This is a genomic window from uncultured Amaricoccus sp. (assembly GCF_937858865.1).
GTDB lineage: Bacteria > Pseudomonadota > Alphaproteobacteria > Rhodobacterales > Rhodobacteraceae > Amaricoccus.
The window spans coordinates 1-8,572 of sequence record NZ_CALLYO010000005.1 but is presented as its reverse complement, the minus strand read 5'-3'; the positions used below and the strand labels follow the sequence as shown (position 1 = coordinate 8,572).

At 71.7% G+C, this 8,572-nt stretch carries 6 protein-coding genes and 1 pseudogene; 3 read left to right on the top strand and 4 right to left on the bottom strand.

The genetic code is table 11. The annotated features are described in order from the left end of the window. Positions 1 to 104 precede the first annotated feature (104 nt). From Q0112_RS00085 to Q0112_RS00075, 3 genes are all read left to right on the top strand, one after another. A complete protein-coding gene (locus tag Q0112_RS00085) occupies positions 105 to 353 on the top strand; it encodes a CopG family antitoxin (protein WP_297970023.1) in 249 nt (82 codons plus the stop codon). A gap of 350 nt (positions 354 to 703) precedes the next feature. Beyond that, the gene (locus Q0112_RS00080; protein ID WP_297970022.1) at positions 704 to 913 is read left to right on the top strand and encodes a cold-shock protein; all 210 of its coding nucleotides are present in this window, start codon (positions 704 to 706) and stop codon (positions 911 to 913) included. Positions 914 to 1,386: 473 nt separating this feature from the next. After that, positions 1,387 to 1,731: a nuclear transport factor 2 family protein gene (locus Q0112_RS00075; protein ID WP_297970021.1), complete on the top strand. Its 345-nt coding sequence runs from the start codon at positions 1,387 to 1,389 to the stop codon at positions 1,729 to 1,731. Between the two features lie 278 nt (positions 1,732 to 2,009). Here the strand turns inward: Q0112_RS00075 and Q0112_RS00070 are convergent. The 4 genes and pseudogenes from Q0112_RS00070 to putA all read right to left on the bottom strand — a co-directional run. Next, positions 2,010 to 2,343, bottom strand: a pseudogene (locus Q0112_RS00070) (thioredoxin domain-containing protein); the annotation flags it as partial. 555 nt (positions 2,344 to 2,898) lie between these two features. After that, positions 2,899 to 3,888, bottom strand: coding sequence for an SGNH/GDSL hydrolase family protein (locus Q0112_RS00065; protein WP_297970020.1), 990 nt, complete (start codon positions 3,886 to 3,888; stop codon positions 2,899 to 2,901). A 273-nt stretch (positions 3,889 to 4,161) separates the two neighbouring features. Beyond that, positions 4,162 to 4,821 carry a rhomboid family intramembrane serine protease gene (locus tag Q0112_RS00060; RefSeq protein WP_297970019.1) on the bottom strand — a complete coding sequence of 220 codons (660 nt, stop codon included), beginning with the start codon at positions 4,819 to 4,821 and terminating at the stop codon, positions 4,162 to 4,164. A 35-nt stretch (positions 4,822 to 4,856) separates the two neighbouring features. Continuing rightward, positions 4,857 to 8,450, bottom strand: coding sequence for a bifunctional proline dehydrogenase/L-glutamate gamma-semialdehyde dehydrogenase PutA (gene putA, locus Q0112_RS00055; protein ID WP_297970018.1), 3,594 nt, complete (start codon positions 8,448 to 8,450; stop codon positions 4,857 to 4,859). Positions 8,451 to 8,572: the final 122 nt, after the last annotated feature.

The following is an 8,572-nucleotide window of genomic DNA, read 5'->3' as shown; positions in this document are numbered from 1 at the left end:
CTAAAGCTGGGACCGCGGGATATGTGGTTCCCCGCTTGGCTGGACGAGGCCGAGCGGAATGAGTTCGATTCGGAGTTCCATCTGCCGAAGGGAGGTGGCCCGCTATGAAGCCGCATTCATTTCCGACGATGACGACCGATGAGGACGCCGAGGCCTTCCTCGACCAGGACCTCTCCAACCTCGACTTCACCTCCTTCAGGCCGCTCACCTGGGAGAGCGAGCCCAAGACCGCCCGCGTCAACATGCGCCTGCCGCAGCCGCTGATCGACGCCGTCAAGGCCCGCGCCGCCGAGCGCGGCATCCCCTACCAGCGCCTGATCTGCGAGGCGATCGAGCGCGCCGTGCGGCTATAGGTGGGTGCCAGCACCCACGACCCTCCCGCGCCGTCCTCCCGTCGGTACGGCGCTGCCGCCGCAATGTGCTTGGCAAGGCAAAACAGCAAGCCGGATTCCAGCCTCTTTCCAGCCCCCGTTTTTCCAGCCTTTTCAGCGCCCTGACCCACCTCCTCCGGAATCTGCCGTGAAGCGGCATCGCGACCGGCAAGGTTGCCCTTGCACTTCGAGCGCAGAAGGGCCATCTACCCCCGGCCACGTTACCACAATCGACTTCTGTCTCCGTCATCGGCTTCAGTCATACGATTTTGCTCTGACCGACGCCGGGCTGCCGCACTCCGCGGGCAGCGACCAAGACAGGAGATCTCGCGATGGCCAACGGCACCGTGAAATGGTTCAACGCCACCAAGGGCTTCGGCTTCATCCAGCCGGAGAAGGGCTCGAAGGACATCTTCGTGCACATCTCGGCGCTCGAGCGCGCCGGCCTCACCCACCTCGACGACGGCCAGAAGGTCACCTTCGACATCGAATCCGGCCGCGACGGCCGCGAGTCGGCGACGAACCTCGCCCTCGTCAACTGACGACCCCGCGCCGGGCGACGCTCCCGCATCGCCCGGCGCCCAATCCCAAGGTCTGTCCCGGCCGCCTGCCCTGAGGCCGCGCCCGGTTCCGACGATGACGACCGATGAGGAACGCGAGGCCTTCCTCGACTAGGGCCTCCCCGACCTCGACTTCACCGCCTTCAAGCCGCTCGCCTGGGAGCGCAAGCCCAAGACCGCCCGCGTCAACATGCGCCCGCCGCAGCCGCTGACCTGTGCCGTCAAGGCCCGCGTCGGCGAGCGCGGCATCCCCTGCAGCGACTGATCCGCGAGGCGATCGAGCGCGCCGTGCGGGAGTAGTGGTGGCGCGCTCCGGATCGATGCTGCCCCCTCTGTGCCGCCATCACTCAGTGCCGTTGACAGCACCTCGGGTGACAGCACCTCGGGCCGCGCGCACGCTCATAATGGGGGGAGCGACGGAATTGTTCTACACGCCCTCCCGACAGGAGGGGTACATGTCTCCAATCCGCAGCATCTGCGCCGCTGCGCTCGTCGCGGGCGGCCTCGGAGGCCTGGCGCTGCCGGCCTTCGCCCAATCGGTCGAGGAGGTGGCGGCCGCCTATGCCGTCTGGGACGCGGCCTTCAACGCCGGCGACGCCGAGGCCGTCGGCGCCACCTATACCGCCGACGCGATCTTCCTCCCGGCCACCCACGACGTGATCGAGGGGCCGGCGGCTATCTCAGCCTTCTTTGACGGCCTCTTCGGCATGGGCGTGACCGGCCACAAACTCGAGCTGATCGAGACCATCGACAAGGGCGACACCGTCGTCGGCGTCGCGCGCTGGGTCCGCCGCCGGTAAGGACGCGAGCGGCGCCGACCAGCCCTGGGGAGGCGTCGCCACCCACGTCTTCGACCGCCAGGACGACGGCTCGCTGAAGCTCCGGCTCCACACGTTCAACTGATCCGGGCAACGGAACCGGGGAACCGATGGTGGGTGCTCGCACCCACCACTCCTTCCACTCCGAAACCTGCCAGGCTTCCCCGCTGGACCAGGAGAAGCGCCAACCCCCTATCCCCGCCCGGCGCGCTCGGGCTGCTCCTCGCCGCACCGCCCATAGGCGCCCAGGGCCCCGAGGCGATGAGAAGCGGGATGCCGCGGATGCCGAAGCGGCCGGAGACCGCGGGATACGCCTCGGTGTCGAGCTTGGCGAAGCGGGCCCGGGGGCGGAGTGCAGCCGCCGCCCTGGCGAACTCCGGCGCCATCATCCGGCAGGGCCCGCACCAGGCGGCCCAGAAGTCGACGACGAGCGGCAGCTCGTCGTTCCGCACCGCCTTGTCGAGAACGCCCGGGTCGATCGCCCGAACTTTGCCGTCGAGGAGCGGCGTCCCGCAGGTGCCGCACTTCGGCCCCGAGCCGCTCCTCCGGCACCCGGTTCACCTGCCCGCACTCGAGGCACGTCAGTCTCGCCATCGCTCGCCTTCCGCCCTGGCCCGTCTCCGAGATAGGCGCCCGGACGCGCCGGCGGGAGTCCCCGAGGAAACCCCTGCGAGCCGAGCGGCCGGCGACCTTACCGCGACGGCGAAACGGGGACCGCCTCGCCAGCGGTCAGAGAGCGGCCCAGTCATCGAACCGCCATCCTCCGGGGGCGGGCGCCGGCTTGGCTGGCTTCGGCGGCTTCTCGGGCTTCGGCGTGTCCTGATCCTTGCTGCGTACCATCATACTTATCCATCTGCCTCTTCCGCGTCCGTGCGCGGTTGAACTTTCATCCTACTCCTTCACGCCAATCCTTTCAGGAAGGTTTCGCCATCATGGTGAACAACTGCGTGAGCTGTGGCTTCCGCGCAGACCAACGCCGCGCCGGCGGGCGCCGCAGCGCCCCCGAGGAGCCCGCGGGAACCCGCGCGCAGCACGCCGCGTTCACCGGGAGCAAGCAGCCGAAGGACCGGACACCATGAAGGGAATCGTCGCCTGGCTGATCGGGATCCCGATCCCGATCATCATCATCCTCTACCTGTTCGACGTCTTCTAGGCCCGGTCCCTCCGCCGGGCTCCCGCCGCGGCGAGAGAGGCGATCCCCGCCAGCATGAGCAGGAGCGGCGCCGGCAGCGGCACCGGGGCTACCTCGGTGCGCGCGAGGTCGGCGATCGCGGCATGGACCGTCGCGGTCGGGTGCACCGGGTCCCAGAAGGCCCGCGTCGCCGCTTCCTCGGGCGAGCAGGAAAGCACCCCGGTGTTCGGGTTGAAGCAGGGGGTGACGACGTCGCTGATGCCGAAGTCGCCCGGACTGGCGATCAGCGCCTCCATCGCCGCATGGATGTCGAGCTTGGCGACATGCGCCGCCCCGCCCACCGCCCCGAGGAGCCCGTCGAGGGTCGCGTTGAAGACGTCCGCCCCGATCCTGGCCAGCGCCGCCTCCTGCGGGGTGCCGAGCGAGGCGAACCGCGGGGTCTTCTCGAGCGGGACCATGTTGAGCACGACGAAGTCGCGGATGCCTCCCGCCGCCAGCGACTCGATGCCGCCGACGACGGAAGCCGCCGCCGCCGCCGCGACGGCCGGCACCGAGACCGGATCGCTCTGCATGGCGGCGAAGATGTCGTTCGCGCCGAACCAGAGCATCGCCACCGGGCGCTTCCCGAGCAGATCGGCGGTTCCCGAGCTGCCGAAGTCCGTGATCTGCTGCGGCAGGTCGGGCACCTGCAGCGTGCCGAACTGGGTGTCGACGTTGGTTACCGCCTGTCCGTAGGCATAGGCGTAGTTCGCCGTGACGAGCCCCTTCGCCGCGAAGTCCGCCGCGACATGGTCCGCCCAGACCAGGCCGTTCGAGGTGCGCCCCTGATAGTAGTAGGGCGCCGGCGGGACGCCCTGGCCGAGCTCGGCGCTGGTCAGCGCGTGGAGGTTGCCGACGTCGGTCAGGCTGTCCCCGAAGAAGGCGACGCCGCTGTAACGGGTCGCGGCCTCCACGCCGGCACCGCAGAGGGTGGAGAGGACGATCGCCGCCAGAGCAACTTTCCGCATGATGAGGAACCTCGCGCGCAACAGGGCTGCGGACGAGCAGAACACATTCGCGCGATCCGCACAATGGAGCAGGAAAGCCTCAGGTAGAGGCCCCATACGGCCTCCGGCGGATTGAATCGGTATCGAGGTAATTTAAGTCGTGTTAACAGAGACTTGGGCGGACTGGAATGCGGCCGGAAAGGGGCTGGAAAGCGGCCATACGAATTGCGGTTTAACGCAGGGCCGCGCGCGGGGCGCGTACGACAGGACCGAACCACTCACCCGGCGAACGTGTTAGGCCCCGCCCTGCCGGTGCCGCCGCTCCGCGGCGCGCGCTTCGCGCTCGCTCCGCTCGAGGCGGCTCTCCATCCACCAGCCGCAGGCGAGGCCGGCGAGGAAGCCGCCGAGGTGCGCCTCCCAGGCCAGCATGCCCTTGAGGCCGATGAGGGTGACGACGTTGAGGACGACGAGAACCGCCACCCGCTTCAGCACCGGGCCGGTGGAGCGAAACGCCGCGCGGTGCCGCCGCCAGTCCCAGGCGATCCAGAGCCCGAGGAAGGCGAAGACCGCCCCCGAGGCGCCGACCATCGGATAGGTGCCGTCGGCGAGCGCCCCGTAGACCGCCCCCCCGCCGATCGCCCCGAGACAGAAGACCGGCAGTACCGCCCGCGCCCCGTAGTGGTCGGCGGTGAAGCGGCCGAGCGCGAGCAGGATCGTCATGTTCATGACCATGTGGAGGAGCGAGCCGTGCAGGAAGGCGTGGCTCAGGAACATGGTGGCCGGCTGCGCCGCATAGAGCGGCACGTCGCCGCGCAGCAGGCTCGCCCAGAAGGCGCCGCTCATGAAGGCGCGGCTGCGCAGCGACGGGTCGAAGAGGATGCTCGCGTCGGCGAGGCTCAGCACCGCCTCGATCAGCGCGATCACGGCGACGAGGCCGAGGAGCGCGAGCGGCATGGGCGCGTGGCGCGGCCGGGGAGGCGGCAGCGACATCAGGCGGTGGCGGCGAGCAGGCTGGCGTTGCCCCCCGCGGCGGTGGTGTCGATGCAGAGGTGCCGCTCGAGACCGTAGCGCTCGGGATCGACGATGCCGGTCACCAGCGGCACGATCGGCCCGCCGCGGCGGGCGAGAGCACGGCGGATCTCGCCGAGCCAGTCGGCCGGCCCGGCCGCCGCGACCAGCGCGAGGTCGGGGATCTCCTCGAGGCTCGCCGGCGCGACCTGCCCGGCGACGGCCGCGACCGGCAGCTTCTCGAGCGCGGCGAGCGCCCAGGGCGCGTCGACCGCCACGGCGAGGACGGCGTTCCCGGCGGCGAGCGCCTGCACCGCCTGGGCGAGGACGACCTCCGCCCCGGCGCCGAGGCAGATCACCCGGCCGCGCGGATGCAGGCTCAGCCGGTTGCTCTCGCCGGTCGGCCCCGGCATGTCGAGCGGCGCCTGCGGCAGCGCCTCGGCCGCGGCGAGCGCCGAGCGGACGAGGCCGCCCGCCGGCCCGAGCGCGGCGCGGAGCGCCGCCGGCCGGTCGCCGCGCGCCGCCCAGGCCCGGGCATCAAGCCGCGCCAGCGCAGAGGCCAGCGCCGCGGGGGCGATCTCCGCTCCCTCAGGCGCAGCAGTGACCGCCGGCTCGGCCGGTCCCCGCTGCAGGCGGCGGAGGTAGAAGGGGCCGCCGGCCTTGGGGCCGGTGCCGCTCAGGCCCTCGCCGCCGAAGGGCTGCGAGCCGACGACCGCCCCGATCTGGTTGCGGTTCACATAGGCGTTGCCGACCTTCAGCCGCGCCGTCACCCGCTCGACCCGGTCGTCGATCCGGCTGTGCAGCCCGAAGGTCAGCCCGAAGCCGCGGGCGTTGATCGCATCCACCACCGCGTCGAGGTCGGCGGCGCGGAAGCTCGCCACATGCAGCACCGGCCCGAAGACCTCGCGCGCCACGCTGCCGATCCCGTCGACCCCGATCACCGTCGGCGGCACGAAGCGGCCCGTGCCCGGCACGGCGAGCGACTTCAGGACCCGCCGCCCCTCCCCGGCGATATACTCCCTGATCCCCGCCTCCGCCTCGGCGTCGATCACCGGGCCGACGTCGGTCGCCGGATCCCAGGGGTCGCCGAGCCGGAGCGACTCCATCGCCCCGCCGAGCATCTCGAGCACCCGCGCCCGCGCCTCGTCCTGCACGTAGAGGATGCGCAGCGCCGAGCAGCGCTGCCCGGCCGACTGGAAGGCCGAGGCGAGCACGTCGCGCACCACCTGCTCGGTCAGCGCCGTCGAATCGACGATCATCGCGTTCAGCCCGCCGGTCTCGGCGACCAGCACCGCATCGGGCGCCGCATTCTCCGCCAGCGCCCGGTTGATTAGCCGCGCCACCTCGGTCGAGCCGGTGAAGACCACCCCGGCGATACCCGGCGCCACGGTGAGCGGCGCCCCGACCGACGGCCCGTCCCCGGGGAGGAGCTGGAGCGCCGTCTCCGGCACCCCCGCCTCGTGCATGAAGGAAACCGCCCGCGCGGCGATCAGCGGCGTCTGCTCGGCCGGCTTGGCGATGACCGCGTTGCCGGCCCCGAGGCAGGCGGCGACCTGTCCGGTGAAGATCGCGAGCGGGAAGTTCCACGGGCTGATGCAGACCATCACCCCGCGCCCCTGCCGCCCGGCCGCGGCCTCCGCCTGGTCGGCGTAGTAGCGCAGGAAGTCCACCGCCTCGCGCACCTCGGAGATGGCATCGGGCAGCGTCTTGCCCGCCTCGCGCGTGGCGAGCGCGGTCAGCTCGGCGGCATTCTCCTCGTAGAGATCGGCCGTCCGGCGCAGCGCGGCCGCCCGCTCGCCCGCGTCCCAGCCCGGCACCTCCGCCCGCCCGAGGGCCGCCGCGACGTCGGCCGGCGTCGCCTCGCGCACCGTCCCGACCACGTCGGCCGGATCGGCCGGGCTCGTCACCTCGCGCGCCGGCCCGCCCGCGCCTGTCGTCGGCCCTGCCTCCCAGCGGTGCGTGCGCCAGGCCTCGCGCGCCTCGGCCAGCGCCGCGATCGAGGCCGGCTCGTTCACGTTCCACCCGCGCGAATTCGCCCGCGGCGCGAAGAGCGCCTCCGGCCGGCGGATGCGCGGGTTCGGGATCGCGTCGAGCGCCTCGACCGCCGCCAGCGGATCGGCGGCGATGTCGCGCGGCGCCAGCCGCTTGTCGACGATCTGGTTCACGAAGGAGGAATTCGCCCCGTTCTCCAGCAGCCGCCGCACCAGGTAGGCGAGGAGATCGCGATGCGCCCCCACCGGCGCATAGATCCGGCAGCGCGTCCCCTCGCGCTCGCGCACGATCTCGTGCAGCGCCTCGCCCATGCCGTGCAGCCGCTGGAACTCGAACCCCTCGTTGCCGCCCGCCATCGCCAGCACCGCCGCCACGGTATGCGCGTTATGGGTGGCGAACTGCGGATAGATCCGCCCGCGCAGGTCGAGCAGGCGCCTCGCGTTGGCAAGATAGCTCGCGTCCGTCGCCGGCTTGCGGGTGAAGACCGGGAAATCCGGCAGCCCGCGCTCCTGCGCCTGCTTGACCTCGGCGTCCCAGTAGGCGCCCTTGACCAGCCGCACCATGATCCGCCGGTCGAGCCCGGTGCTGAGCTCCTCGAGCCAGTCGATGACCGCCCCCGCCCGCCGCCCGTAGGCCTGCACCACCACCCCGAAGCCGTCCCATCCGGCCAGCTCGGGGTCGCGCAAGAGCGCCTCGATCACGTCGAGCGACAGATCCAGCCGCTCCGCCTCCTCGGCGTCGATGTTGAAGCCGATCCGCGCCTTGGCCGCCGCCCGCGCGAGCTCGCGCGCCCGCGGCATCAGCACCTCCATCACCTCCGCCCGGTGCGTCCATTCGTAGCGCGGATAGAGCGCCGAGAGCTTGACCGATATCCCCGGGCTCGCCGCCACGTCGCCGCGCGCCCGCGCCCCTATCGCCGCGATCGCCTTGGCATAGGCCGCAGCATAGCGCAGCGCGTCCGGTTCGGTGCGGGCGGCCTCGCCGAGCATGTCGTAGCTGTAGGTATACCCCTTCGCCTCCAGCCCGCGCGCCCGCTCCATCGCCTTGCCGATGGTCTCGCCCAGCACGAACTGCGCCCCCATCAGCTTCATCGCCCGCCCGACCGCGGTCCGCACCACCGGCTCCCCCAGCCGCCGGATCATCCCGCGCAGCGCCGCCGCCGGCCGCCCCGGATCGTCGTCGAGCACCCGGCCCGTGATGAGCAGCCCCCAGGTCGCCGCATTGACGAGGCTCGAGGTCGACCGCCCGAGATGCGCCCCCCAGTTCGACGGCTCGATCTTGTCGGCGATGAGCTCGTCGATCGTGTCGGCGTCCGGCACCCGCAGCAGCGCCTCGGCGAGGCACATGAGCCCCACCCCCTCGTCGGTCGAGAGCCCGTACTCGGCGAGGAAGGCCTCCATCACCGTCGGTGAGGAGCGCTCCCGCACCCGCTCGACCAGCTCCGCCGCCCGCGCGACGATCGCCGCCCGCTGGGCGGCGTCGAGCCCGGTTCGCGCCACCAGCGCATGCACGAGGTCGGTTTCGTCGGCATAGGTCAGGGCGCGGATCGCCGCGCGCCCACGGGGAAGGGTCGCGTCCATCATGGCTCCGCGGTTATATCAGCTTGGCATGCGGCGTCTGCAACAATCGCGCGGCCTGTCCCGCCTTCCGCGATGTGCTAGATGCCCCCTGCCATGCTGAAGCTCGCCGAGGTCTCGAAGTCCTA

Excerpts from the sequence above, each read along its gene's own strand:
- Q0112_RS00060 (WP_297970019.1), bottom strand. The coding sequence starts at position 4,821 with ATGCCGCTCGCGCTCCTCGGCCTCGTCGCCGTGATCGCGCTGATCGAG.
- Q0112_RS00075 (WP_297970021.1), top strand. The coding sequence starts at position 1,387 with ATGTCTCCAATCCGCAGCATCTGCGCCGCTGCGCTCGTCGCGGGCGGC.
- Q0112_RS00080 (WP_297970022.1), top strand. The coding sequence starts at position 704 with ATGGCCAACGGCACCGTGAAATGGTTCAACGCCACCAAGGGCTTCGGC.
- putA (WP_297970018.1), bottom strand. The coding sequence starts at position 8,450 with ATGATGGACGCGACCCTTCCCCGTGGGCGCGCGGCGATCCGCGCCCTG.
- Q0112_RS00065 (WP_297970020.1), bottom strand. The coding sequence starts at position 3,888 with ATGCGGAAAGTTGCTCTGGCGGCGATCGTCCTCTCCACCCTCTGCGGT.
- Q0112_RS00085 (WP_297970023.1), top strand. The coding sequence starts at position 105 with ATGAAGCCGCATTCATTTCCGACGATGACGACCGATGAGGACGCCGAG.